The organism is Bacillus sp. FSL M8-0266, assembly GCF_038613425.1.
In the GTDB taxonomy this organism is placed as follows: Bacteria; Bacillota; Bacilli; order Bacillales; family Bacillaceae; genus Bacillus; species Bacillus pumilus.
Window position 1 is genome coordinate 2973542 of record NZ_CP152015.1, and the last position, 26092, is coordinate 2999633.

29 protein-coding genes and 1 pseudogene are annotated in these 26092 nt (G+C 42.5%); 8 read left to right on the top strand and 22 right to left on the bottom strand.

Features of this window, described 5'->3' with window-relative positions:
* Positions 1–69 precede the first annotated feature (69 nt).
* Complete coding sequence (gene ald / locus MKY83_RS15425; RefSeq protein ID WP_061409499.1) at positions 70–1206, top strand: alanine dehydrogenase; 1137 nt, start codon at positions 70–72, stop codon at positions 1204–1206.
* A 115-nt stretch (positions 1207–1321) separates the two neighbouring features.
* Complete coding sequence (locus tag MKY83_RS15430; RefSeq protein WP_003212636.1) at positions 1322–1918, top strand: biotin transporter BioY; 597 nt, start codon at positions 1322–1324, stop codon at positions 1916–1918.
* A gap of 70 nt (positions 1919–1988) precedes the next feature.
* On the opposite strand, the gene MKY83_RS15435 is transcribed toward MKY83_RS15430, so the two are convergent.
* The 3 genes from MKY83_RS15435 to MKY83_RS15445 all read right to left on the bottom strand — a co-directional run bounded on the left by MKY83_RS15435 (position 1989) and on the right by MKY83_RS15445 (position 5885).
* Positions 1989–2765 carry a sporulation protein gene (locus MKY83_RS15435; protein WP_342487454.1) on the bottom strand — a complete coding sequence of 259 codons (777 nt, stop codon included), beginning with the start codon at positions 2763–2765 and terminating at the stop codon, positions 1989–1991.
* 159 nt (positions 2766–2924) lie between these two features.
* Positions 2925–4253: a Na+/H+ antiporter family protein gene (locus MKY83_RS15440; RefSeq protein WP_044140834.1), complete on the bottom strand. Its 1329-nt coding sequence runs from the start codon at positions 4251–4253 to the stop codon at positions 2925–2927.
* A 141-nt stretch (positions 4254–4394) separates the two neighbouring features.
* Positions 4395–5885: a leucyl aminopeptidase gene (locus tag MKY83_RS15445; protein WP_065099085.1), complete on the bottom strand. Its 1491-nt coding sequence runs from the start codon at positions 5883–5885 to the stop codon at positions 4395–4397.
* Between the two features lie 325 nt (positions 5886–6210).
* Here MKY83_RS15445 and MKY83_RS15450 point away from each other — a divergent pair, with 325 nt between their 5' ends.
* On the top strand, positions 6211–6687 hold the full coding sequence (locus MKY83_RS15450) for a divergent PAP2 family protein (protein WP_044140837.1): 477 nt from the start codon (positions 6211–6213) through the stop codon (positions 6685–6687).
* Between the two features lie 41 nt (positions 6688–6728).
* Here the strand turns inward: MKY83_RS15450 and MKY83_RS15455 are convergent, their stop codons facing one another.
* From MKY83_RS15455 to MKY83_RS15470, 4 genes are all read right to left on the bottom strand, one after another.
* A complete protein-coding gene (locus MKY83_RS15455) occupies positions 6729–7373 on the bottom strand; it encodes a 3D domain-containing protein (protein WP_003212854.1) in 645 nt (214 codons plus the stop codon).
* 99 nt (positions 7374–7472) lie between these two features.
* Entirely contained in the window at positions 7473–7793 is a 321-nt protein-coding gene (locus tag MKY83_RS15460; protein ID WP_044140838.1) for a YuiB family protein, read from the bottom strand.
* Between the two features lie 81 nt (positions 7794–7874).
* On the bottom strand, positions 7875–8000 hold the full coding sequence (locus tag MKY83_RS15465; RefSeq protein WP_157957789.1) for a YuiA family protein: 126 nt from the start codon (positions 7998–8000) through the stop codon (positions 7875–7877).
* Between the two features lie 130 nt (positions 8001–8130).
* Positions 8131–9348, bottom strand: coding sequence for an NAD(P)/FAD-dependent oxidoreductase (locus MKY83_RS15470; RefSeq protein WP_189318741.1), 1218 nt, complete (start codon positions 9346–9348; stop codon positions 8131–8133).
* A gap of 391 nt (positions 9349–9739) precedes the next feature.
* Here MKY83_RS15470 and yumC point away from each other — a divergent pair, with 391 nt between their 5' ends.
* Positions 9740–10738, top strand: a complete 999-nt coding sequence (yumC, locus tag MKY83_RS15475) for a ferredoxin--NADP reductase 2 (protein WP_065099087.1) — start codon at positions 9740–9742, stop codon at positions 10736–10738.
* A gap of 45 nt (positions 10739–10783) precedes the next feature.
* Here the strand turns inward: yumC and MKY83_RS15480 are convergent, their stop codons facing one another.
* The gene (locus MKY83_RS15480) at positions 10784–10990 is read right to left on the bottom strand and encodes a hypothetical protein (protein WP_012011136.1); all 207 of its coding nucleotides are present in this window, start codon (positions 10988–10990) and stop codon (positions 10784–10786) included.
* 199 nt (positions 10991–11189) lie between these two features.
* Here MKY83_RS15480 and MKY83_RS15485 point away from each other — a divergent pair, with 199 nt between their 5' ends.
* A complete protein-coding gene (locus tag MKY83_RS15485) occupies positions 11190–11606 on the top strand; it encodes a hypothetical protein (RefSeq protein ID WP_065099088.1) in 417 nt (138 codons plus the stop codon).
* Between the two features lie 123 nt (positions 11607–11729).
* On the opposite strand, the gene erpA is transcribed toward MKY83_RS15485, so the two are convergent.
* The 3 genes from erpA to MKY83_RS15500 form a co-directional block, all read right to left on the bottom strand.
* Positions 11730–12092, bottom strand: coding sequence for an iron-sulfur cluster insertion protein ErpA (gene erpA / locus MKY83_RS15490; protein ID WP_340912823.1), 363 nt, complete (start codon positions 12090–12092; stop codon positions 11730–11732).
* Positions 12093–12165: 73 nt separating this feature from the next.
* Complete coding sequence (gene dapF, locus MKY83_RS15495; RefSeq protein ID WP_342487455.1) at positions 12166–13020, bottom strand: diaminopimelate epimerase; 855 nt, start codon at positions 13018–13020, stop codon at positions 12166–12168.
* Between the two features lie 270 nt (positions 13021–13290).
* On the bottom strand, positions 13291–13527 hold the full coding sequence (locus MKY83_RS15500) for a YuzB family protein (RefSeq protein ID WP_003213414.1): 237 nt from the start codon (positions 13525–13527) through the stop codon (positions 13291–13293).
* Positions 13528–13782: 255 nt separating this feature from the next.
* Here MKY83_RS15500 and MKY83_RS15505 point away from each other — a divergent pair, with 255 nt between their 5' ends.
* Positions 13783–14850: an NAD(P)/FAD-dependent oxidoreductase gene (locus tag MKY83_RS15505; protein WP_065099090.1), complete on the top strand. Its 1068-nt coding sequence runs from the start codon at positions 13783–13785 to the stop codon at positions 14848–14850.
* A gap of 50 nt (positions 14851–14900) precedes the next feature.
* Here the strand turns inward: MKY83_RS15505 and MKY83_RS15510 are convergent, their stop codons facing one another.
* Positions 14901–15131, bottom strand: a complete 231-nt coding sequence (locus MKY83_RS15510) for a hypothetical protein (RefSeq protein WP_126740854.1) — start codon at positions 15129–15131, stop codon at positions 14901–14903.
* A 99-nt stretch (positions 15132–15230) separates the two neighbouring features.
* Entirely contained in the window at positions 15231–15560 is a 330-nt protein-coding gene (locus MKY83_RS15515; protein ID WP_003212989.1) for a YuzD family protein, read from the bottom strand.
* Positions 15561–15681: 121 nt separating this feature from the next.
* On the opposite strand from MKY83_RS15515, the pseudogene MKY83_RS15520 reads away from it, so the two are divergent.
* A pseudogene (locus MKY83_RS15520) lies at positions 15682–15981 on the top strand (NifU family protein).
* Positions 15982–16030: 49 nt separating this feature from the next.
* Here the strand turns inward: MKY83_RS15520 and MKY83_RS15525 are convergent.
* The 6 genes from MKY83_RS15525 to yutH form a co-directional block, all read right to left on the bottom strand.
* The gene (locus MKY83_RS15525) at positions 16031–18001 is read right to left on the bottom strand and encodes a S9 family peptidase (RefSeq protein ID WP_278176411.1); all 1971 of its coding nucleotides are present in this window, start codon (positions 17999–18001) and stop codon (positions 16031–16033) included.
* 304 nt (positions 18002–18305) lie between these two features.
* A complete protein-coding gene (gene thrB, locus MKY83_RS15530; RefSeq protein ID WP_113768040.1) occupies positions 18306–19238 on the bottom strand; it encodes a homoserine kinase in 933 nt (310 codons plus the stop codon).
* Positions 19235–20296 carry a threonine synthase gene (gene thrC, locus MKY83_RS15535; protein ID WP_113768041.1) on the bottom strand — a complete coding sequence of 354 codons (1062 nt, stop codon included), beginning with the start codon at positions 20294–20296 and terminating at the stop codon, positions 19235–19237. The genes thrB and thrC overlap by 4 nt, the downstream gene beginning before the upstream one ends.
* Positions 20296–21597: a homoserine dehydrogenase gene (locus MKY83_RS15540; protein ID WP_126740857.1), complete on the bottom strand. Its 1302-nt coding sequence runs from the start codon at positions 21595–21597 to the stop codon at positions 20296–20298. The genes thrC and MKY83_RS15540 overlap by 1 nt, the downstream gene beginning before the upstream one ends.
* A gap of 208 nt (positions 21598–21805) precedes the next feature.
* Entirely contained in the window at positions 21806–22789 is a 984-nt protein-coding gene (locus MKY83_RS15545) for a D-glycerate dehydrogenase (RefSeq protein WP_113768043.1), read from the bottom strand.
* An 85-nt stretch (positions 22790–22874) separates the two neighbouring features.
* Positions 22875–23885 (bottom strand): spore coat putative kinase YutH, encoded by a 1011-nt coding sequence (gene yutH, locus MKY83_RS15550; RefSeq protein ID WP_065099109.1) that lies wholly within the window; start codon positions 23883–23885, stop codon positions 22875–22877.
* Positions 23886–24017: 132 nt separating this feature from the next.
* On the opposite strand from yutH, the gene MKY83_RS15555 reads away from it, so the two are divergent.
* The gene (locus tag MKY83_RS15555; RefSeq protein WP_106067659.1) at positions 24018–24518 is read left to right on the top strand and encodes a phosphatidylglycerophosphatase A; all 501 of its coding nucleotides are present in this window, start codon (positions 24018–24020) and stop codon (positions 24516–24518) included.
* A 47-nt stretch (positions 24519–24565) separates the two neighbouring features.
* Here the strand turns inward: MKY83_RS15555 and MKY83_RS15560 are convergent, their stop codons facing one another.
* Genes MKY83_RS15560 through MKY83_RS15570 form a run of 3 tightly spaced genes read right to left on the bottom strand, consistent with a single transcriptional unit; the run spans position 24566 to position 26081 of the window.
* Positions 24566–25333 carry a TIGR01457 family HAD-type hydrolase gene (locus MKY83_RS15560; RefSeq protein ID WP_106067673.1) on the bottom strand — a complete coding sequence of 256 codons (768 nt, stop codon included), beginning with the start codon at positions 25331–25333 and terminating at the stop codon, positions 24566–24568.
* 18 nt (positions 25334–25351) lie between these two features.
* Positions 25352–25786, bottom strand: a complete 435-nt coding sequence (locus MKY83_RS15565) for a DUF86 domain-containing protein (RefSeq protein ID WP_342488693.1) — start codon at positions 25784–25786, stop codon at positions 25352–25354.
* A 19-nt stretch (positions 25787–25805) separates the two neighbouring features.
* Positions 25806–26081: a YutD family protein gene (locus tag MKY83_RS15570; protein ID WP_003213192.1), complete on the bottom strand. Its 276-nt coding sequence runs from the start codon at positions 26079–26081 to the stop codon at positions 25806–25808.
* Between the last annotated feature and the right edge of the window lie 11 nt (positions 26082–26092).

The following is a 26092-nucleotide window of genomic DNA, read 5'->3' on the forward strand; positions in this document are numbered from 1 at the left end:
AAGCATTTTTTAAACATTCAGGATACACTAGACATACAATATGAATAGATAAGCATGGGAGGAATAAACATGATCATCGGCATTCCGAAAGAGATTAAGAACAATGAAAACCGAGTGGCATTAACACCAGGAGCAGCTTCTCAATTACTTTCAGCTGGACATCAGATTTTGATTGAAACAAACGCTGGTTTTGGAAGCGGATTCACTGATGACGATTATGTATCTGTTGGTGCAGAAATTCTTGATCAAGCGAAAGATGTGTGGGCATCTTCTGATATGATCATGAAGGTAAAAGAACCATTACCTGAGGAATATTCATTTTTCAGAGAAGGACTCATCTTATTTACGTACCTGCATCTTGCTGCAGAGCCCTCCTTGGCTGAAGCTTTAAAACAAAAAGGCGTCACAGCTATTGCTTATGAAACTGTAACGGACGGAAAATCACTCCCTCTCTTAACACCTATGTCTGAAGTGGCAGGCAGAATGGCCGCCCAAATCGGTGCACAATTTTTAGAAAAGCCAAAAGGCGGTAAAGGCATCTTGCTCGCAGGCGTACCAGGAGTATCAAGAGGGAAGGTCACGATTATAGGCGGCGGTGTTGTTGGAACAAACGCAGCGAAAATGGCGATTGGACTTGGCGCAGATGTCACTCTTATTGACGTAAACGCAGAACGCTTACGTCAACTGGACGATCAATTTGGTCATCAAATGAAAACGTTAATGTCTAACCCTGTCAACATCGCCGATTCAGTCAGTGAGGCAGACCTTCTCATTTGTGCGGTACTGATCCCAGGTGCCAAAGCACCAACGCTTGTGACGGAAGAAATGGTGAAGCAAATGAAGCCCGGTTCCGTCATCGTAGACGTAGCCATTGACCAAGGCGGCATTGTCGAAACCATAGATCATATCACAACACATGATCAACCTACTTATGAAAAACACGGTATTTTACATTATGCTGTCGCCAATATGCCTGGAGCAGTTCCACGGACATCGACTGTTGCTTTAACGAATGTCACCGTTCCATATGCGCTGCAAATTGCTAATAAAGGCGCTGCAAAAGCCATTCAAGAAAACAAAGCCATTGCAGAAGGTGTCAATGTCATGAACGGACATATCACATATGAAGCCGTCGCTCGTGATCTCGGCTATGATTATGTACCTGTTCATCAAGCGATCGATGCGTCTTCTATGACAGAAGCTTAATACAGACCCGCCCTTTTGATGGGCGGGTTTTATTGTTAACCAACAATAAAAACAGGTTGACAAATAGTCCTCCTCCCCTTAATCTATTTGTACAGATAAGACAGGGGGAAACATCATGCAACAGAAAACAAGAACCGCTGATTTTGTGTTAGTCGGAATGTTTGCTGCACTCATGGCGATTGGAGCCAATATCACATCCATTGTGCCGTTTTTGCAAGTCGGCGGAATTCCACTTACGATGCAGCCGTTTTTTTGTGTACTTGCTGGTCTTTTGCTCGGCAGACGGCTTGGTGCATTAGCTATGATTGTATATGCCTTGGTCGGAATTGCTGGCGCACCTGTATTCGCACAGTTCTCAGCAGGCTTTGGGGTGATTTTAGGTAAAAGCGGTGGTTTTGTCTTATCGTATATTCCTGCTGCTTGGTTAGCTGGATTCATTTTAGAAAAAAGAAAAAATCCTGGCTTTGGCCGCTTTTTGCTTGCAGCTATTGCAGGTACGACCGTCATGTATGTGATCGGAACGACTTATACGTATCTCGCATTAAATGTGTGGCTGAATGCACCCATTTCCTATCAAACCACGTGGTTCTTTATGATCTGGTTTATGGTGAAAGACTACGCTTTGACGATATTGCTTGCGATGCTGGCACCTAAAATTTATCGCTCTGTTTCAAAAGCCACGTCCTTTCGAAAACAACAAGCCGCATCATAAGTGCAGACATCATCTACAAGTTGAACATAGAGAAAAGAGCCTCTCTTCATTTAGGCTCTTTTTTTCATCATTACTCAGCGTATTGATTGATGATTCCTTCTAGCATCCCTACAAGCACTTCTACATCTTCAAGATCTGATGGACTGAAGCGGTAGCGCACAAGCTGTTCTCCATCATGATACATCTCCTCAAGCCACCCTCTGAGTCCTCTTGCTCTGCGGTCGACTTCGAAAACAATGTCTAATCCGCCTTCATCTATCAGAAAAATCAGCTCTAACTCATCAAGCATATAACGATAGTCGTCTGATGTCGGAATAAACTCAAATTCTTGAACGAATGGCAGACGACGCTGGAAGTAAGGCGCTTGTTCACAGTCTGCTTCGTTCAAGTGGAAGCCTAGATGACTAGTGGCTTCCAGTACATTTTTCACCCAAGGATGTGCTTCCACAAAAATACGGTCATAGTCAGATTTATCAATTCCGCCTTGGATATCAAGGTCTGTCACTACGGCAATTTCTACTTTTCCAATAGTCATCGGGGTATCAATCGGAAGAATAAATGAAAACGGAAATTCGTGTTTTTCGCCAGGCTGGATGGTAAAAGAATCCGTCACCCGTAAAGAAATGATATCCACATATTTTCGACGCTCTTCATCATCTTGCACAATCACATACTGTGTTTGAATCTTAACATCAATATAGCGGATGTCCTGAGAGATTTTTCCGCCCTTTGCATGGACAGTTCCCCTTACCTCTTGTCCAGGATAATAAGCGTTTTTCTCCAAAATGGTATCTACCTTTGCCGCACCAATCCCTGCACTTGTCGCTAGCTTTTTAAAAAATGACATGTCCCATCTTCCCCTTTTCATTTTTATCAGCATATATACGTAAAATAGAGGAAGAAAGATTCATTTAATACATACTTTAGTCCTAATTATTTTTTCGTTTGTGAACAACAAAAAAGCTTATAGAAAAAACATCATCGTTTTCTCTACAAGCTTTTCATCTTACAGGATAATTGCCGCAAGCCAGCCGAATAGAACAAGCGGAATATTATAATAGATAAAAGTCGGGACACATGTACCCCAAATGTGGTGATGCTGTCCATCCATGTTCAATCCAGATGTCGGTCCAAGCGTACTGTCACTTGCAGGTGAACCTGCATCCCCAACAGCCGCAGCTGAACCAATAATGGCAATGGTCGCCATTGGACTAAATCCAAGGTGTAAACAAAGTGGAACAAAGATGGTCGTAATAATCGGAATCGTGGCAAATGATGATCCGATCCCCATTGTCACAAGCAGACCCACAAGCAGCATTAAAATGGCCGCGAGACTTTGGCTGTTGCCGATAAATTGTGAAGATGCTTTAACAAGCGTTTCAATGTCTCCTGTTTTGGTTAAAACGTTGGCAAATCCAGCCGCAACAAGCATGACAAAACCGATAAATGCCATCATGTTCATTCCAGATGTAATCAGTTGATCTGCTTCATCGCGTTTCATCATTCCGGTTACAAACAAGACAAGCAGTCCTGCAAGTGCACCGAAGATCATCCCTTCCACGCCAAGGCTTTGAGACAGATAAAGCTGGACAATCAAGGACACGAGAATGGCAAGACCGGCAAAGAATAGACTTTTTGTCGTATAAGCTGATTTCTCTACATCTGTAATATCGCGATTCTCATATACTTTTGGCTTACGATACATGAAAAGGGAGACGATCAATCCTAGCACCATCCCCCCAACAGGGATCAGCATGGCATATGGAATATCTGCTAAATTCACAGCTAGACCTGCATCCTTCATATTGTCACGGAGCATTCCGTGGAAAATCTGTCCAAAACCGACTGGAAGTAAAATATATGGTGCAGTGAGTCCGAAGGTCATGACACATGCTAGCAGTCTACGGTCAATTTGAAGCTCGTTAAACACTTTTAATAATGGCGGAATTAAGACTGGAATAAAGGCAATGTGAACAGGAACGACGTTTTGTGAAAAACAAGATACGATCAAAATCACAAGAATGATCAGTACTTTTGATAATGTTTTTCTTCTTGAGTCGCCTTCTTTTCCTAAAAGCTTCACTGCTCCTTCAACCATGGCATCTGGAAGACCCGTTTTTGTCAGCGCCGCAGCAAATGCCCCTAAAAGCGCATAACTAATCGCCACTGTCGCATTTCCTCCGAGCCCGTCAGTAAAGGCTTCCACTGTTCCTCCCAGGCCTAATCCACCCGCAAGTCCGCCAGCTAAAGCACCAAGTGCCAGTGCAATCACGACATTGACCCGCAGCAAGCTTAATATCAACATTAAAACAACCGCTAGAACAACTGCATTCATGGTGAAACCCCCGAAATCCTTTAGTTTACTAATGTAGTAGATAATTAAAGTACCAACGTATGTTACCATAGAAAAAATACTACGTCAAATGGCGTTTGTCCTACATAAAAAAGGCCCCGCCATGTGGCAGAGCCTCATCCTTTATTTCTTTCCTTCAAATCGTTCCACAAACGTTGCGAGTGATCTTACCATCACACCTGTCGCCCCTGTTGGCCCAAAGCATGAAGGCTTTTCTGTTGTTGCTGTTCCTGCAATATCCAAGTGAACCCAAGGCGTATCCTCAGCGAACTCACCAATGAATGCTCCTGCCATGATCGCATGTCCATCACGGCCTGGTGAGTTATTGAGATCCGCCATTTTGCTGTTTCGTACGCGTTTTTTATCTTTTTCAGTGATTGGCAGCTGCCAAATCATTTCACCGCATTCTTCTGATGCCTCTTTAAACTGGGCATACAGTTCATCGTTATTCGTCATGACGCCTGTTGTCTCATTTCCAAGTGCCACAATGACTCCGCCTGTTAATGTCGCCACGTCTACAAGGACAGAGGCACCATGCTGCTTCGCATATGTCACCCCATCTGCTAAAACAAGACGCCCCTCTGCATCCGTATTCAGTACTTCGATTGTTTTACCGCTAAGCGACACAATGACGTCATCTGGCTTCATGGCGTCAGCCGAGATCATATTATCGGTTGAGGCAATGACAGCAATGACATTTTGCTCTGGTCGCAGTTCACCGATGATTTCCATAGCACCTAAAACAGAGGCTGAGCCGCCCATATCAGTTTTCATCCCAACCATACTGGCTCTTGGCTTTAACGAATAGCCACCAGTATCATATGTGATGCCTTTACCGACAAGCCCAATCACGTCCGTCCATTCTTCCTTGCCTTGATATTTCAGAACGATGAGCTTTGGTGGTTCTGTTGAACCTCTATTGACAGCTAGAATCCCGCCCATCCCGAGCTCTTCCATTTGTTCTTTATCTAAAATTTCAATCTCAAATTCGTATTTATACGCAAGCTCTGCCGCGTACGAAGCCAGATCAGAGGATGTAAGCATATTCGGCGGCATATTCACAAGGGTACGAGCCGAATTGACAGACTGTCCGTAGACCTCGCCCACTTTCAGACTTGCCTGAATTTCTGCTGTATCATGATCCGTCGTTGCATAAACAAACTCGATAAAGCGATCCGGTTCATTTGTTTTATGTTTAAAATCTTGTAATTCATATGTAGCTAAAAGGCAGCTTTCAGAAAGGGCATGGGCTGCATCTTGGGCAGGCAGATCCTTTCCAATAAACGTATCTAGCAAGACAGAAACCGCCTGCTTTTTATCTTGATGAAGCTTTTTAAATAGATGGGCAAATCCTTCTTTTGCCTCTTCAAACGTGTAATCTGATTCCTTCCCAAGCCCGACAAAATAAATGCGTTTGATGCCTGTTTCAGGGGATGGGAAAAACTTCGAAAGCTGATTTCGTTTAGATGAAATATCGCCTTCTTTTAATAATTCAGTGATTCGTCCTTCAAGTAATTCATCCATTTCTTTTGCTTTTCCTGATAATTGGCTCTTTTGAAAAAGTCCGATCGCCAGTGTATCTTTATGTTGCCATTCATTTGTCGAGAAAAACATATTTATCACACGCTCCTTCAATGAACTCCATTTTTCACATTGGAACTTCTATTATATCAAAATTTGCGGGTCTATACGATCATTGCCAGTCTGTCTTTACTTGATGAACATTTATATTTTCACACGCGGAAGGGCATCATGAACAAGCGATGAAAACTTGTACAGCCCGTCCGCGTCTCCCCGTTCCACATCTACTTTCTTTAATGTTATAATTGAACATGGACTTGGCAGCATTTGAATCTGCTATCATTTTTTCATCATACTAGGGTACACAGTCCATCATTTTGCACGATATTTTTTCTTACAGAGAGGATGTTTCTTGTTCATGAGCGTACTGACGAATTTTCCGCTGCTTGCCAGCCTTGCAGCCATCTTTTTTGCTCAATTTGTAAAAGTACCGATTCAATTTATCATTTCTAGACGACTAGATTGGTCGCTCATTACAAGCACAGGCGGAATGCCAAGTTCACACTCCGCAGCCGTAACAGCACTCTCAACAGCAGTGGCTTTAGAGCACGGGCTAAATACATCGATCTTTGCGATTTCAGCCATCTTTGCGATTATTACCATGTTCGATGCAACAGGTGTACGCAGACAGGCAGGAGAACAGGCGACTGTACTGAACAAGCTGGTAACAGATTTTAACCGATTTGTTTCTGAAGCAAAGAATTTCCCGAGTGCGGAAGAAAAAGAAAAGCAAAAGAAATTGAAAGAGCTTCTTGGTCATAAGCCGATTGAAGTCTTCTTTGGCGGCTTAACAGGGGTCTTACTGACACTCATCTTAGATTATTACTTCATGTAGAAGCGAAAAAGCTTTGGACCTAAAACTTGTCCAAAGCTTTTTTATTCTTTATTGGCTTGAAACTGTTGACGGAATACTTGCATTGATTTTGCTTCATTAAGCTGGTTTAAGTCTTTTTCCGTTAACGTTCCTTCTCCCTTTTTGATGATATACACATCGAGCACTTTTTTACCCCATTCTCTATACACATCATCTACGGTTTCATAGTATAAATCAAGCTTATGACCTTTAATGGCTTTTCCCGTATCTGCGACCACTCCGTAGCCATAGTTTGGGATAAAGAGAACAGTTCCAATCGGAAAGACTGATGGGTCTGCTGCCACGGTTGAATATAAATCACGTTTCACTTTGACGCCTGAATATGTAATGCCATATGCATGGTGTTCCTTCGTTTTACCTGTTGATTCCACACCTGCTGTATAGCCTGTGGCGACAACCTTTTGCTTCGGGTAATCGTTCCAATTAAACGCTTCTTCGAGAGAAATAGCCCGCAAGTCATCACTTTTGAGTGCCATCGTTTCTCTTTTTTGCTGTTGGAAAAAAGAAGATACTTGCTTGCCAGGATCAGTCTCTTTCACCCAGGCAGCTACATCACTTGGTTCAACTCCAGATATGCCCGTAAAGCTTGTCAAAAGAGCAAGCATAAAAAGGGCTGTCATGAACAATCGTTTCATCCATGTTTTCATCTTTATTTGTCACTCCTCTACCCATCTATTTGTTTCCAAACAAAATGGAAACTATGCAAAGGAGAAACAAAAAAACCCACTTGCATGTCCACAAGTGAGTTAAAACATTTGATATCCTCTTTTTCGAAGTGCATTGATGACAAAACCTGATGCAATTGCACCAATCAGACCACTTAACAAGATCATGATATCGGCCGCAGCGAGAGAGACAATGCGGTCTCCTATTCCTGAAAAAGCGGTGCCCGGTTCTCTGACATAAGCGATCATCTTTTGATTATTGATAATGAAAAGGCATACAATTGGATATAAAATAGCCATAATCCATGACATTCTCAGCAGCATATTGAGCAAAAAGCCAATGCCGAAGAATAACACGAAAAATAAAATAACTGAAATGATAACGACTGGTAAACTGATCACTTCATCTCCACCCCCAAATATCCCATCATTAGTTTAACTTGGAAATAGAGATGAAGTCAATCAATGGAAAAAGCAGATGGATTAAAGCTTCTTTCCTGTCCCTTTACATTCCTCACATGTTTCAGATCCGCCGAGCAATAGCTGAAAATATCCTTTCCCCGAACAATATTGACAGGTGGACTTCTTTTCTTTTGTATGTGCATTCATATTGCTCACTCCCTTAATCTAAATTTTCTGATAATTTATCATACCATACTTTACTGCCGATAACCAAGTAAGAAAATATGTCAAAAAAAAAACGTGTATCACGAGGATACACGTTTTTGTCTATGATGGTTTAGAAGAACTTGAATTTTCCTTTTTTCAGAACAAGTCCTGGTCCGCCAACCATGAATAAAGAACGGTTGTCGATGATTTTCTTCATTGCTGAAGCTTTTGTTCCTTGAAGTTTTTTACCAAACGCAACACCTACAGCGTCGTGTTCACCAAGAGAAGCAACGGTTCCTTTGATGTCTGGCTTAAAGCTTTCAAGAGAACCACCTTTCACTAGTGCGGCAAGGTTTTTCGCTACTGTTTCACCTTGCTGCATCGCGATTTGTGCAGTTGGTGGGTATGGACGGTTGATTTCTTCATTGATGATCAATGAACAGTCACCGATGATGAATACATCATCATTTTCTGGTACACGAAGATCTGGAGATACTTTTACGCGGCCGCGCATGTTTTCAAATCCAGCTTCTTCAACGATTGGGTTACCGCGTACACCAGCTGCCCAAACAACAGTTTCAGCTTTGATTTCTTCAGTATCATCGTCTTTTCCAACAATGATGCCTTCAGGCGTACATTCTTTGATCGCTGTACCAATTTTGAACTCAACACCTTTACCTTGAAGGTAGTTCATTGCATAGTCGATCAATGCAGGATCGAATCCTGGAAGAGCTGTTGGTGCAGCTTCTACACAGATGATGCGCACATCTTTTTGATCAATATCATACTCTTTGCAAAGCTCAGGCACACGGTTTCCAAGCTCACCAAGGAACTCAATACCTGTGAAGCCCGCACCGCCGACAACGATTGTCAAGCGCTCTGGACGTTTTTCAGTTTCCGTATTATACGTCGCAAATTGAAGCTCAATATGCTCACGAAGCTGACGAGCAGAGTTGATGTTAGAGATTGAGAATGCATATTCTTTCAGTCCTGCAATACCAAATGTTTCAGGAACAGCACCAAGCGCAACAACAAGGTAGTCGTAAGAAAGTTCGCCATCTGATGTCACGACTTTCTTCTCTTCCTTATTAATGCTTTCAACTGTTGCTTGTACAAAGTTGACACGGGAACTGTTAATCACATCTTTGATTTGATAACGACAGCGGTCATGATGAAGTGTACCTGCACTTGCTTCATGTAACCATGTTGTTTCGTAATGATAATTATGCTTGTTCACAAGAGTAATGTCCGCATCATTTGTGCCAAGCTGTTTTGTTAATCTTGTTACAGTCATTAATCCGCCATAACCTGCACCTAATACAACGATTTTCGGTTTATTCACTGGAATCACATCCACCTTTTTTAAATTTGCTGTAAAACGGATAAAGAATTACATATCGTTATTCTCAACCGCTTTCCGGCATTTTATGAAATTTAAACAAAAAAATAAGTATGTGAAAATCTGAACTTTCACCTACATAAAACGAAAGCATTTGACCGTATCCGACAAAAATTCATAAAAAATTAATATTTAGTTCCCTTAACAATAATAGCGAGTTCTGATCCAATTTTCAAGGCTTTAAACTGAAAATCCTCATGATAAACGGTCTTTCTCACTTTTCCCTCTTTTTCAAAGCTTCGGCATCAAAAAACGACAAGTTTTTCAAAACAAGTCAAACGACGATGTGTGGTATGATATGATATAGTGATAACAATTTTCATTTGGGAGGATTAGAGGAATGCAAGAAGATTCTAAGGTATATGACATTACCGTTATCGGGGGCGGCCCAGTAGGATTGTTTACTGCGTTTTACGGTGGCATGAGACAGGCAAGTGTGAAAATCATTGAAAGCCTTCCTCAGCTCGGCGGTCAATTATCCGCTCTTTACCCTGAAAAATACATTTATGATGTGGCTGGTTTTCCAAAAATCCGCGCACAAGAATTAATTGATAACTTAAAGGAACAAATGGATAAATTTGATCAAACCATTTGCTTAGAGCAAGCAGTTGAAACAGTTGAAAAACAGGCAGATGGTATCTTTAAACTTGTGACAAATCAAGAGATTCATTATTCTAAAACGATCATCATCACAGCTGGTAACGGTGCATTCCAACCGAGAAAGCTTGAACTAGATGCAGCAGAATCATTTGAAGGAAGCAACCTGCATTACTTCATTAATGATTTGAATCAATTTGCTGGCAGACGTGTCGCTGTTCTTGGCGGCGGAGACTCTGCGGTGGACTGGGCACTGATGCTTGAACCTATCGCAAAAGAGGTTTCCATTATTCACCGCCGCGATAAATTCCGCGCGCATGAGCACAGTGTAGAAAACCTGCACAACTCGAAAGTCAATGTCGTGACACCATTTGTGCCAACTGAGCTCATTGGTGAAGACCGCATTGAACAGATTGTGCTAGAAGAAGTCAAAGGCGACAAAAAACAAGTGCTTGATGTGGACGACGTGATCGTCAACTTCGGTTTTGTTTCCTCTCTTGGACCAATTAAGCAATGGGGTCTTGAAATCGAAAAGAACTCGATCGTCGTGAAATCCACAATGGAAACAAACATTGAAGGCTTCTATGCGGCAGGAGACATCTGTACGTATGAAGGAAAAGTCAAATTGATTGCCAGCGGATTCGGTGAAGCACCAACGGCTGTCAACAATGCGAAAGCCTACATGGACCCGAAAGCCCGTGTACAGCCTCTTCATTCCACAAGCTTATTTGAAAACAAATAAGCGAAATCAAAAAAGGAGTTCCCACAAGCGGAACTCCTTTTTCGTTTATTTAAAAACCCCAATATAGGCATTCGCCATTCCAAGTACCATTGCAGCAAGCAGCACCACAACAATCCCTGCCACAACCAAAATCACCCGATCCTTCACACGTTCCTTTTTCGGAAGCGGCTTCTCAATCCCGCAAGCTGGACACGTTTTAGAACGATACGGAATCAGTTCATGACAGTTCCTGCAATTGATTTGTTCACTCAAACCTCAGCAACCTCTTTTCTACCTACAGTTTATGTTTGGTTCTCATGATACTCTTTTCGGGTGGAAATAGCCAGTTGTGAGAGCAAGCTGTAACAAAATTGAGCGATTTATAAATTGTTGAAGTGAGAATGAAGGTTTTAGCTGATCAACCGATATAGGAAAGGAAATGAAGAAGATATAATGGAGGATAGGTGGAAAGATGTTTAAGCGTTTAATAATCAGTTTGAGCTTGTTACTGATGATTGGTGGCTCAGTTGAACTGTTTGCAAAAGACTATAATAAACATTATGCGCAGTTCGCAGCAGGATTGAATATGGATGTTGATCAACTAGAACCTTTTTTAAAGCATGTGTCCACTTCAATTTTAGATTCTGGTTTGAGTGATCAAGAAATCAAACAGATACTCTCTAAAGTTCAAAAAATGAATAAAAACAATGAAACGAAAAAAGTGGGTACTTTTGAAGTGGTGTACCATGAAAAACAAGCAAAGATTAAAATTGTGATTGAAGTTCATGTGGAAGATGGCAATAAAGAAGTGGTGATCTATATGTTTAGCACCCAAGAGCTGGTGGATGTCTTGGATAAAGAACTGTTGAAAATAGAAGAAGCTATATGAGAAAGAGACACTGAATGAGTGTCTTTTTTTATGGTTGATTTTCCTCAATAAAAAAGCCTCCTCGATCGTGTTGTTTACAAAAACAAACGAACAAGAAGGCTTATCTTAATCCATGATCAGTTGTTAACACTCTTCCGGCGTACCGGTATTCTTCGCTGTTCTAAAAGAAGAGCCGCATCCGCATGAAGCAATCGCGTTCGGATTGTCGATGGTGAAACCGCCGCCCATTAGTGATTGTTTGAAGTCAATGATGGTGCCGTTCATGATATCAAGGCTTTCGGAGTCGACAAGAACCTGGATGCCTTGCTGTTCGAACTGCGTGTCTTTCTCTGAAACTTCATGGTCAAATCCCATGCCGTATGAAAGACCGCTGCAGCCGCCGCCTTTTACGCCCACTCGTAGGAACGCATTTTCTTCTTCATGTTCTTTCATCATATCTTTAATCTGCAGTGCAGCATCTTCTGTAATGGTTACTGGTGTACTCATGATCATCCCTCCTTTTGACTGGATGTTTCTTTTCAATTATAAACGTGATGGTGCCTTTTCTCAAATAAATGGTTTACAAATAAAATGTGCCGTCACAAATCGTTTCAGCAGGTCCTGTCATGAGCACATGCTCATTGCCTTTCCAGCGAATGATGAGATCTCCGCCTGCTAAGTGAACCGTCATGTCCGTTTCTTTTTTCGCCTGTCCATTCACAATCGTGGATACGGCCGCCGCACAAGCTCCCGTTCCGCAGGCTTGAGTAATGCCAGACCCTCTTTCCCACACGCGAAAATGCAGTTCTGTTTCACTGACCACTTCTACAAATTCTACATTGACGCCTTCTGGGAACATGTCATGTTTTTCGATGATTGGCCCAACTGTATCAAGCGGTGCCTTTTCAATGTCCTCTAAATAAAAAACGATGTGCGGGTTTCCCATTGAAACAGCCGTTCCATTTAAGGTCGTCGTGCCAAAATCAAGCGGTTCATTAATCGTTGTGCTGGCTGGTTCACCAAGCATCGGCATTTCTTCTTTTTCAAAACGAGGTTTTCCCATATCAACTGTCACTAAATGTACGTGACCATCCTGCACATGAACGGTCGCTTCAACGAGTCCTGACAATGTTTCAATCTGAAACGTTGTGTCTGTTACGATTTGATGCTCATACACATATTTTGCGACGCAGCGCAGACCGTTGCCGCAGTTTTTCCCCTCTGATCCATCATTATTGAAAATGCGCATTTTCACAGGTGCAATATCTGATGGACAAATGAGGATCATACCATCTGAACCGATTCCTGTATAAACAGAAGACACGCGGATTGCTATCTCTGATAGCTGCTCTTCTGGAAGCTGTTCCTTCATCTGATTGACGTAAATATAATTATTTCCTAGTCCGTGCATTTTCGTGAATTGAAATGATGTCATGAGCGTCCTCCAAAAATGTTGTTTCTTTATAGTATAAAAGGAGTCGATTCAGGAGACAATCTTATCATCCCCCGTTTTTCATACATAAAAGCTCTTTGCTGCCATGGCAAGGGGCTTTTATTATGCATATGCCTCATTTTCTCTCGTGTGATGCTTCATTTTGATGATATTTTATTAGCATAACATATTGGATGCGCTTTCTATTGATTCTCCTTAAAAATGGAAACTGAAAGTATGAAAAAAATGCACCTCATGACCCATGTGGTGCATTTAAAACATCTCATTTTCCTCTATAAAAGCATAAATACGCTCGACTAGCTGCTCTGCATTTTCTCCTGAAACAAATTCTCCATTCACGAGTGCAAATGGGGAGTCCATACATTTGCCGCAGTAGCTTAAACAGCCGTATTCCATAACGTCTAGGTTTGGGTCTTTATCAAGCTTCTCTTTTGCTTCTTGAGACCCTTGCGCAAGATTACTTACACAAAATTCGATCAGTGGGAACACTTTGCTTCACCTCACATTGCTTTACCATCCTACCGAAATTCCTTCTATTAGTCAAAACATGAGCTTCACCTGTATCGTTACGCCTATTACTCGTAAAATGTTTTACTATTTAGGACTAACTAATGAATATGTAGGTTATTTTGAAACAATTATTGTGGTTTCACAGTAAATTCGATATAATTTTATTTGGTATTTTAACTTAAAGTTTTTTAGTATAAGTGTTTTTCAATGTCTACGGGGAAAAGGAGAATCGTCATGAAAAATTTAGTCTTGATCGGCGGAGGTTACGGGAATATGCGGGTTCTCCACCGCTTATTGCCAAATCAATTACCTGATGATGTTACTATCACATTAATTGATCGAAATCCTTACCACTGTTTAAAAACAGAATATTATGCACTCGCTGCTGGAACGATCTCTGATCATCACATCCGAGTATCTTTTCCAGAGCATCCGAAGCTGGATATTCAATATGGGGAAGTAGAAAAAATTGATATTGAAAACAAACAGATCTTATTCAGCGACCGTGAACCCATTCCTTATGACGACACGGTGATTGGACTCGGCTGTGAGGACAAGTATCATAATGTCCCTGGTGCGAAAGAACATACATACAGCATTCAAACCATTGATCAGTCAAGACATACGTATAACAAATTAAACAATTTGGGTGCAGGTGCAACGGTTGGTATCGTCGGTGCTGGACTTAGCGGGGTAGAGCTAGCCAGTGAATTAAGAGAAAGCCGTGCTGATTTAAACATTATTCTTTTTGACCGCGGAGAGCTGATTCTATCAAGCTTCCCAAAAAGATTAAGTTTATATGTGCAAAAGTGGTTTGAAGAAAATGACGTAAAGATCATTAACTGTGCCAATATTACGAAGGTTGAAGAAGGTGTTGTTTACAACCATGATGACGCCATTGAAGCAGAGGTCACCGTATGGACAGCAGGCATTCAGCCAAGCAAAGTGATACGAGAGATGGATGTTGAAAAAGACGCACAAGGCCGCGTCGTACTAACACCTCATCACAATCTCCCTGGAAATGAGCACGTCTATGTCGTGGGTGATTGCGCAAGCTTGCCGCATGCCCCAAGTGCACAGCTTGCCGAGGCGCAGGCAGAACAAATTGTCCAATCTCTGCAAAAACGCTGGAAAAACGAGCCGCTTCCTGAGGCTTATCCTCAGTTTAAGCTAAAAGGTGTCTTAGGCTCTTTAGGGAAAAAAGCCGGCTTTGGCTTAGTAGCAGATCGTCCACTTATTGGCCGTGTACCAAGACTTCTAAAATCCGGACTCCTTTGGATGTACAAGCATCACAATGGCTAACATCATGTGATTTTTTTCTCAAAGCTCCTTCATGACGAGGGAGCTTTTTTCTATGAAACGGCATGTGCCGATGAACGGGTCAATTTAATCGGAGCAAGGGCAAGGATGCAGTCTTTACGAAACGTTCTCATCGTCTTTTTCGATAAACAATACGCTTGGATGAGCTGATCTGTTTGACGGTGGACAATGATTTTACGCTTCGTGCACTCTCCGTTTTTTTTCATATAAATCATCTCAATTGGTATTTGCTGTTGAAGAGATTGTTTCAGTAAATAATTCATGATGCTCACGCTCCTTTCATTTAATTATAATCGAACAAATGTTCTTTTTCAACCTAAAAAGGAACGTTTGTTCTATTTATTTTTGAAAAAAAGAACAGTTTATTCACTGCTCTCCGTGTAACCGTATTTCTCCATTTCTTGATAGATGTCTTTTAATTTTGGATTGCCCTCTCCAACAATTTGATCCTCAACTAAGACAAGCGGGTAAAAGAATTCATCATCAAGAATTCGTTCAGACAATTCCTTTTGGTGTTCGTTTTCTGGTGGGTGCTCAATATCAATATATGTGATGCGAAACGGCTGATTTGGATATTTTCGTTTTAATGCTGCATCTAACCACTCAAATGTATCTTTTGAAGAAGGCAGATTCACGCAGCTAGCGCAAAGTACATCTCTTCCATATACATAAAGGTCGACGGTTTGATTCATTTGGCAAGCCCCCTATTCTTTCTTTATTTTAGCTGAATTTTCTGTATGAAAAAAGTCAAAATCACTTTTTGTTTCAAGATGAGTTTGTGCTATAATGAGAAGGAAACTTTGAAACCAATCAATAGATTTTTATCGTCCAGATGAATATAATGGTGATATGTTGTGAAAGGAGCGATTATATCCAATGACTGAAGTCGAAATGAAAGACCAAGTACAGGAAGTACTGGACAAACTTCGTCCATTTCTATTACGTGATGGTGGAGACTGTGAGCTTGTAGACATTGAAGATGGCATTGTGAAATTACGTCTTCTTGGTGCATGCGGCAGCTGCCCAAGTTCAACCATTACATTGAAAGCCGGTATTGAGCGCGCATTATTAGAAGAAGTGCCTGGCGTTGTAGAAGTTGAACAGGTTTTCTAATTTATATATGACATGAAAACGACCCGAATTCGGGTCGTTTTTTTCATTATTAGCTTAACTTCTCTCTAAACCAATCCTTTATAAAGGTCAGTCTTTGAATACGCTGCCCCGGATGTCCGCTTCTGGATAAATCATGAGAAGCCTTCGGGAATTTGACGAGCCTTGTGTCTTTCCCAAGCTCCTTCAGTGCCACAAAAAGCTGTTCTGCTTGATCAACTGGGCAGCGATAGTCTTCGTCGCTGTGCAGGATGAGAAGCGGCGTGTTCACCTGTTTCACATACTTGAGCGGCGAACGGTCCCATAGCTTATCGGCTGAATCATAAATATTCCCATCAATCTGCCATCTTGTGAAGTAATAACCGATATCACTGATGCCATAGAAGCTAATCCAGTTTGAAATGGACCGCTGTGTGACGGCTGCGTGAAAACGGTCGGTCTGTCCGACAATCCAGTTGGTCATAAAACCGCCATAGCTGCCGCCTGTCACTCCAAGTCTTGTCTCATCAAGGAAATCATAGGCTTTCAGCACATGATCAACAGCCAGCATGACATCCTCATAATCAACGTCACCATAGCTCCCTCTCACACGGTCGGAAAACATTTGTCCGTATCCATGACTGCCATGAGGATTGATATATACGATGGCATAGCCTTCAGCGGCGAGCATTTGAAATTCATGAAAATACGTATAACCATACATGGCATGCGGTCCGCCATGAATTTCTAAAATAAGCGGATAAGTCTTCCCCTCTTCCATTTGGGAGGGCTTCATAAACCAGCCATGCACCTCGTCGCCTTCTTTTGACTGAAACGAAAATGGCTCTGGTACCGATAGAACATGCTCCTTGAGGAATTCACCATGCTCGAACGTGATTTGCTTTAGATCCGCCTCCCCTAATGTCAGCTCATACAGCTCACTTGGTGAAACGGGTGACAGTCGGCTAAGCAATAATTTGGATTCATCTGGATGAAGGCTGAAGTTTGTGATATGTTCTGCCTCTAATCGAACAGGATAGGCTAAGCCTTCAACAGAGAAATAATAAATCCCTGTACTGCCTTGATCAGAAACAAGTGCATAAAATCCCTGGCTATCCTTTGTCCACTGCGGAAGCTGATTGGCTTCGCCCATAACGCTATCCCCTGCCATACAGTTGCCCACATACATATCGAGCATTTCTGACAACTGAACGACATTTCCCTCCTTCAGATCATACAGCCATAATGCTGAGAAAGTAGCATTTTGAAATTCGCGCTCATGTCCGATATACACGAGGCTTTCTCCATTAGGAGCAAAAGACATGGTAGAATAAGCACCGGATGATTGTGTGATTTTCTTTGTCGTACCATCCTCTAATGATCGGAGGCACACGTCACTTATGTAAGGTTTCTGAGGATTTGATTGAACATAGGCAAGCCATTTCCCGCACGGAGAGAGCGTGTGATTCACATGATGATGCTGCCCGCTTGTGACAGCCTCTACCTCTCCTGAGTGAGTATCCACTTGAATGATCTGCGTAAAACGCCCATCTAAAAAACCTCTGCCATCTGCTTTATAGGTCAAATCATCATATACCGCAGGAGCGAAATCATCTCGCTCTTCCTTTTTTTCATCATGTATAGACTCTGTTTGTTTCAGTGACACAGCCGCATAAATGAAAGCTCCATTTGGTGAAAAGACAGGATGAGATACTCCGTATGGAATCGACGTTAAGGTACGCACACCGCCTCCCTCGCTCTGAATCAGTGCAAGCTGAGGAGCTTCCTTTGGCTTTTGCAAAATAAACGCAAGCTGCCTGCTGTCTTTTGACCACACTGGCTGATGATGCTTTCCATCCTCAAATGTCCATTGTGACAGCTCCTCTGTCTCTTCATCTCGAACCCATAAATGGATGTTGTAATCGTCCTTTTTGTCATTCACCATGACCTTTGTAAAAACCGCCTTTTTTCCATCTGGTGAATAAACCGGATGAGAAACAGAAACAATCTTCGTTAAATCTTCTGCTGTCATCAATTTTTTCATGAATGTATCTCCTCCTTTTATGCATAAAAAATAGTTCGATCCTCTAAATAATAATCCCTGCTTTATCCTATAAAAACAAGAATAAAAAAAAGAACGTGCATTTTTACAGCACGTTCTCAGGTTATTGAAAAAGGGCTAAAATGATCTTTATTTTAGCTCTTTGTCTTCTTTTCAGCGTGATAGAAAACCTTTGCAGTCTAGGAAGGACGAGTACTGGCGCGGAGCGAATTTGACATTCGTGAGCACCAGCACGCAGGACTGACACCGAATGCGAGGGTTTGCCTACACGCTGGAACGTGCATTTTTACAGCACGTTCTTTACTTGATTGACAGGATCATGCTCCACGACAACACCTTCTACTGGTACTGTCAGCAAATCTACTTCACAATGCGGGAAGTTTTGGGCAAGCTGCTTTTTCAGCGCTTCTCCCTTCCCTTTTTCAACTAAGGTTAAGATTGTCGGACCAGCACCGCTTAATGCCGTTCCATACGCTCCTTTTAGCGAAGCGACATGCTCTACTTTCGACAGCTCTGGGACGAGCATTGTGCGGTAAGGTTGATGAAATAAATCCTTATTCATCATTTCTCCAACAAGCGGCCAGTTTTGCGTCATTAATGCCGCAACAAGCACGTTGCTCACAGCACTCGCACTGACGGCATGTTTATAGGAAAAATCCTCTGGCAGGACATCACGGGCATCCTTTGTCAGCACTTCATAAAAAGGAATCACGACAACAACATCTATATCCACATGCTGCACTTTGACAGCATGTGTCTTGTCTTCTTCATGAAGACCAATCAGTAAACCTCCGAATAAAGAGGCACCCGCATTATCTGGATGGCCTTCTACCTCACTTGCAAAAAAGAGCTTTTGATCATCCGGCATATTTAATTCGAGAAGCTGATTGGCTAGCTCAATGGCTGCCACAATTGCAGCAGCACTGCTTCCCAGCCCCCGTGCCAATGGAATATCACTCCACACTTTGACATAAACAGGCGGGAGTGTTTTTCCAAAGTGATCTGCGACCTTTTTGGCTGTTTGATAAATGAGGTTGTCGGTGCCTGATGGAATCCCAGACACGACATCTGATTCTGCTTCAAACAGCCAGCTATCATGGTCATAGACCGATAGCTTTAAATAGCGGCTGAGCGCCATTCCAACTGAATCAAAGCCTGGTCCTAAATTGGCAGTGCTTCCCGGTACTGTGATTGAAAAAAGCATGGAGGCTTTACTCATACGCGCGCGGCCTTTTCTAAGTGTTCAAGAATTTGGTCTTCATCTGCATCAAGTGTGACCGGCTTGATTTGTGAAATATCAATGGCCGTATTCGGATCTTTCAATCCGTTGCCTGTTAATACCGCAACAACTTTACTGCCTGGCTTGATTTCTCCGGATTTCACCTGCTTTAGCACTCCTGCGATAGACGCACATGAGCCTGGCTCTGCAAACACACCTTCTTCACGTGCAATCAATTGATATGCATGAAGAATTTCTTCGTCTGTCACTTCATCAATCTTTCCGTTTGATTCATCTGCCGCCGCCACAGCTTGTTTCCAGCTCGCAGGATTTCCGATACGGATGGCAGTTGCCACAGTTTCTGGCTGTTCAATCACTTCATTTCGCACGATCGCTGCTGCACCTTCTGCTTCAAAGCCGCGCATGACAGGCAGCCCAGTTCCTTTTTTCTCATGGTATTCCTTGAAGCCTTTCCAGTAGGCGGTGATATTCCCTGCATTTCCAACAGGAATCGCCAGTACGTCCGGAGCCGAGCCTAGCTGCTCACAGATTTCAAATGCCGCCGTTTTTTGTCCTTCAATTCGGTACGGATTGACAGAGTTCACAAGGGCAATCGGCGATTTTTCACAGATGCTGCGGACGATTTTCAGTGCATCATCAAAGTTACCGTCAATCGCAATGATCTCTGCTCCGTACATCACAGCCTGTGCAAGCTTGCCAAAGGCAATTTTTCCGTCTGGAATGATGACGATACATTTCATATCAGCACGGGCTGCATAAGCCGCTGCCGCTGCAGAGGTATTCCCTGTCGAAGCACACATGACCGTATCATTGCCTTCTTCTTTTGCCTTTGCAACAGCCATGACCATCCCGCGGTCCTTGAAAGATCCTGTTGGATTGACGCCTTCTGTTTTCACATGAAACTCAATCCCTAGCTTTTCCGAAAGCTTGGCGAGGTGGATCAGCGGGGTATTCCCTTCATTTAATGTTAGTTTTGGTGTTGATTCGTTTACTGGTAAGAATTCTTGGAATTCTTCAATAAGTCCATTCCACTTCATCAGCTTAAACCGTTCCCTTCTACTCGGTACGTGCTCTTCACTTGAACCACCACGTCGAGATCGTTTAATTTTTGCAGGATATTTGAGAAATCTTCTTCTGAGGTCTGGTGTGTAATAATCACAATTTCAGCCAGATCATCATGCCCTTTCACAGGAAGCTGAAGGATCTTTTCAAAGCTGATGCCTCTTTCAGAAAAAATAGATGTAATACGGGAGAATGCCCCGACTTGATCTCTCACATGAATTCTTAAAAATTGCTGTGCAAATACTTCCGATGGTGATTTGATCTTTTTCTCAAACTGCGGTGCAATAAATCCGCTTCCGTTTACGCCAAGGCGCATGTTTTTCATGACTGCGACTAAGTCTGATACAACAGCGGTTGCCGTTGGCAGGCTTCCAGCTCCAGGTCCGTAAAACATCGTTTCTCCTACAGCACTCCCATAGACATACACCGCATTGAATTCATTGTTGACCGATGATAACGGATGGTGATCAGGGAGTAAAGTTGGCTGGACACTAACTTCTACTTTTTCTCCGTCTCGCTGGGCAATTCCGATGAGCTTCATTGTGTAGCCAAATCGTTTACTGAAATTAATGTCTTCATCAGAAACGTCAGAGATGCCTCTGACCTTTACATCCTCTAATTCCACATTCATGGAAAATCCGAGTCTTGCAAGAATCGCCATTTTCCTTGCTGCATCTAGTCCTTCTACATCAGCTGTTGGGTCTGCTTCTGCAAAGCCAAGATCCTGCGCTTCTTTTAAGACATCTTCATATGCGCTTTTATTGACGTTCATTTTCGTTAAAATAAAATTCGTTGTGCCGTTCACAATCCCCATCATCTTCGTAATTCGGTCAGAGGCTAATCCTTCCTCCAGCGTACGCAGAATCGGTATTCCTCCGGCGACACTTGCTTCATAATAAAGATCACAGCCATTTTCTTTCGCCACATGTAAAAGCTCTGTTCCGTAAAGTGCCATTAAATCTTTATTGGCGGTAATAACATGCTTCTTCTCATTTAACGCATCTATTAAATATTGTTTTGTCTCTTCAATGCCGCCCATCACTTCAATAATGACGTCAATCTCTGGATCTCTAATCACATCGTATACTTCAGTTGTGAAGACCTCTCTTGCCACATCCACATCTCTCTTTTTATCGGGATTGCTCACAAGCACTTTTTGTATTAATACCGGACAGCCGATCTGGTGCATTAATTTATCCTGATGATCTTGGATAATCTTGACGACACCGCTCCCCACTGTTCCTAATCCTAATAGCCCAACTCGAATTGCCTTCACCTGAAATTCCACCTTTCTCTGTCAATGTCCTCTCTAAAAAGACATTTGTTAACCTAACACAGACATTCAATGTACACACATTATAAAGGGGTATCCTCATTTTGACAAGGTAATAAAATATGAGATTGTGAGAATGAAACCGCTTAATAGCTATTTATATCAATATTCTATATTTTCAAAATATTTTTGTCAGAAAAGCTCCCGAAACTCAGGGAGCCTGATATGATGAACGAACCGGCGTTTTAGCTTGCTGACCTTGTAAGATAAGCGCAATATTTTCAGCACATAAACGCATCATCGTTTTTCTCGTTTCGACACTTGCACTGCCAATATGAGGGAGAACCGTGACGTTACGTAATGTTGTTAACGGATGAGATGGGCTGACAGGCTCCTGTCTAAATACATCCAGACCAGCGCCGGCAATTTTTCCTGTCGTGACTGCCTCATATAAAGCATCCTCATCCACAGTCTGTCCTCTTGATACGTTAATAAAATAAGCAGAGTTCTTCATCAGATCAAATGCCTTTTCATTAAACATGTCTTTCGTTTCTGGGGTTAACGGCGTCAGGCAGACAATGAAATCAGACTGCGTGAGCAAGTCCTCAAAAGCCGCATAGGTCACGCCGAGCTGCGCTTCTGCCTCTGGCTTTCTTGACCGGTTATGGTACAGCACTTTCATGTCAAAACCTGCTGCCCGCTTGGCAAGCGCTGTTCCGATGCTGCCCATGCCGACAATTCCAAGGGTTTTGTGATGAACATCAGCTCCTGCAAGAAGAAGCGGGCCCCAGCCTGTCCAATTTCCTTCCTTAATCCAATCACTCGCCTCGACAATCCGTCTCGCTGATGCCATCAGAAGGGCAAAGGCTAAATCAGCCGTGGATTCCGTTAATACATCAGGCGTATGACAAATGGTGATGTTGCGCTTTTTAGCGGCTTCAAGATCAATATTGTCATAACCCACAGCAAGGTTTGCGATCACCTTAACATGTGGAGCCTTTGATAAAAGGGCTTCATCTACTTGATCTGACAGCATGGTGAGAAGCGCATCCGCTTTCGCTGCTTGTTTTTCTAATTCTTCTCGTGGACACGGCTCATCTTCGCTTGGCCACATCTCGATATGAGCGACTTCTTTTAGTGGTGTAAGTGATGCTTCATCCAGCTTTCTTGTGATATAGACATAAGGTTTCGTCAAGAAGAACACTCCTTTGATTGATTTCTTTAAGCATAACGAAAAACGCCTCCAGAGAAAAGAGACGTTTCATCTGTTCACTGAAACTTCAAATCAGTGGACCTGTGATCCAGCCAACAGGTGGAATGAGGCTCCCGCCGCTTCGCATGGCACTCATTTCTTGAAAGACCTTTAGAAAGTATTCATAGCGATTGGCATCATTTAAGACGTAATCTAGCCGTTCTTCATAATATGATTTTTCAGTTTCTCCCGACATGTAGTAGCCTTCCACAATTTCAAAATAATGAAGCGGGAACAACAAGCGGCTGTATAACAAACGCTTAGAAAAAGAAGAAAGTGGTGTCACCTGCTCATATTGCTGAAGAAAGGAAAAACCCTCTTCAATTAAATCTTCCTTATGCTGGACAAAGGTTTCTCTTAAGTATTCGGCAATATCCCGGGTTGGATGATCAAAGACCCAATCTACAGGTAAACGAAGCGGCTGCTCATGCGGCCACGTCCTCCGCGAAAAACGCTGGTGGCAGACAGTGCCTGAGTCGCATTCTTTCGGTTCATCATCCAGCTCAGTATCCACTAAATATTGAATGGCGTTTTCCGTTAATCCTAGATAATACGGAAAGGATTCGATGAATTTTTTTTCAAACCGTTCCAGTGGTTTTTGGTGCATTTGCTGCATCCAAAAGCCTTCAAGCTGATCTAACCGTTTTGCCCACAATTCCTTCCAGGCTCCCACACGTTTTGTTTCAGACACCTCATATGGAAATCCTCTTCCCCTGACATGAAAGGCCGCCAGCTCTGACGCCTGTTGAAACGAGCGGCTTGAGATCGGCGGTGCTGCCTTTAGTAAAGCATAAAGCTCCTTTCCATGAGTAAAGGTGGGCTTCTCTTCATTTGTTAATTCAAACACAGCGACGTATGGGTCTCCGGCATTCAGTAAATACTGACTGATATGAAACAGCTCTGTGAGTTCTTCTTCTCGCAAATGAGACACAGGAACAATGATAAAGAGAGCCTCCGACGTTTGAAAGCTCTGATAACTGCCATATGGCATAAGTTGACGCACATCAATACCAAATGTGTGATAAATGGTTTCTTTCATGTTTTCACCTGCGTTCATATGATCGATCTCTTATCATATCGTAGTCGCAGGTTGAGGGATTTATGAATACTATTTACTATCCGAAGCTTTTTACACGTTGTGGACAAATTACGAGGATTGGGTGAGGAATATATGCCGCATCATCATGAGATGAACGAAGTAGAAAAAACAGCAAGACGTCGTTTACAAGAACGAGGCGTATCCATTCAAGATATAGCAGACCTTGTCTACTTTTTACAGGAAAAATATCATCCTGGCTTAGACATGTCAGAATGCATCCACAATGTGGAGCGTGTCATCGCAAAACGAGAAGTCCAAAATGCGATATTAACAGGCATCGAACTAGACGTACTCGCCGAGCAAAAAAAACTGACCGAGCCGCTTCAGTCTATTCTAGAAACAGACGAAAGCCTGTATGGTGTTGATGAAATTTTATCGTTTGCTATCGTCAATATTTATGGTTCGATCGGCTTTACGAATTACGGATATATCGATAAAGAAAAACCAGGAATTCTCGGGACACTCAACGATAAATCCACAGGAGAGTGCCACACCTTTTTAGATGACATTGTCGGCGCCATTGCTGCTGCAGCATCAAGCAGACTGGCACATAGTGCGAGAAATGTGGAATAAAGCAAAAAAGAGGACGCGCGCATAACGCTTGTCCTCTTTTTTTATGATCATCGCTCAATCCACTCTGATAATGAATCAATGACATAGGTTGGCTGTTTGTCATATTTCTGAAGCAGCTCTTTTGTTGTCACGCCTGTATGAACGAGTAATGTGTCCATTCCTGCATTCATCCCTGCCATAATATCCGTATCATAGTTATCGCCCACCATGAGCGTCTCAGACACATCGGTCCCGAGCACCCGCATGGCTTGTTCCATGATGATGGATTCTGGCTTCCCGATAAATGTTGGCTGGACCGTAGTGGTAACGGTCAATACAGATGTTAACGAGCCGTTGCCTGGCAAAAGCCCTCTTTCTGTTGGAATAGCAATGTCTCCATTTGTTGAAACAAATTGTGCGCCTTGACGGATGGCAATCGCACCGACTGCGAATTTTTCATATGTAATGTTGCGGTCAATTCCAACAACAACGAAATCAGCGTCTTCCTGACCAAACGTCAGCCCTTTTTCTTCAATGGCCTGCTTGATTCCTTCTTCACCGATGACGTAAACAGACGCGTCTTTCTTTTGTTCTGCAATATAATTGGCTGTTGCCATACTTGTTGTAAAGACTTGTTCTTCTGTTGCTGGGATATTGAATGAAACAAGTTTTTCTGCTACCTGCTTTGGCGTGCGTGACGAGTTATTCGTGACAAACAAGTAGGGAATGTTTAGCTCATTTAACTTTTGAACAAATTGACCTGCTTCTTCAATCTTTTCTGTTCCTTTATACATCGTCCCGTCTAAATCAATTAAATAGCCTTTGTATTTCATGATGCTCACATCTCCAATGGTTTATTTAAATGCTGATACTGGGTCAAGCTCCTGCTCTAAGTAGGTACGGATGCGGTTTGGGAAAACCTGTAGCGCATGCTCAACCTCGCTGATCACCTGCAGCAAGTCGTGATGAACCACTTCTTGGTATTGCTGTACAAGTGTTTTACGGCACGAGACAAGCTTTTTCAACTGACTGCCTTCCTCTTCGGGTACAACCTTTTCATCAACAAGAATATCCATGATGTCATCATAGCTTCCTGGATCACGCATAATAAAGCCATCAATCATGTCATTTCCTGTATCAAGAATACATTCGACGAGCAAATGAACAATTCGTTCCAGCGCTTTTTTCTCTAGTGGACTTGTCCATGTTTGATGACTGCGCATCAACTCATATTGCTCCTCGAAAAAACGTAATGTCTCTTCAATTTTTTTCCTGTCTACGAAATACATCATGACGCTCCCCTTTGCGTTATTTTCTGATTCGTTTTAAGACAAAATAGGCACAGCCAAAATTACAGTATTCATAAATGTATTCATCGAGTGTGCTGATTTTTGTATCAAATGTGGCCTTTTGGTTTTGGTCATCAAAGAACCCCTTCAATCTCAGCTGATTGTAGCCCCAGTCCCCCACAATATAATCGTACTTATTTAAAATATCTGAGTACCTTGCTTTAAACGCTTCTTCATCAAAACCGTCTTTAATATCTCTTACAAGATCAAAAGTAGCATTTTGAATGACGATCATCTTCTCACCTC